Genomic DNA, 256 nt, shown 5'->3' with positions numbered 1-256 from the left:
CCGGCCATCGGCCGCGACCTCGGCCGTATCGGCATCGTCGTCCGCCGCCTGCGGCAGGCTGAATTCGCCGGCATCCAGCCGACGGATGACCTCGCGCGCATGTGCGGCCTGATCGTCGCGCACGTGCAGCTTCACGCCTCCGATCGCGAGCCGCCATTCCCAGTTCGCCAGCGCCATGTTCTGGTCGCCCAGATGCACGCCGATGCCCTCGGCCTGCAGCAGGCCGGCGGCAATCTGCGCCTCGATCGGATCGACG

At 70.3% G+C, this 256-nt stretch carries 1 protein-coding gene; it reads right to left on the bottom strand.

Annotated features, from left to right (window positions below):
* On the bottom strand, positions 1–256 hold a 256-nt coding region (locus tag SB660_RS22035), incomplete at both ends, for a putative signal transducing protein (protein WP_410584588.1).

It is taken from the genome of Bacillus sp. SIMBA_005 (assembly GCF_046535585.1).
GTDB lineage: Bacteria > Bacillota > Bacilli > Bacillales > Bacillaceae > Bacillus > Bacillus pumilus.
Note: the sequence above shows the minus strand (reverse complement) of the source record. Positions and strands in the feature narration are given on the sequence as shown.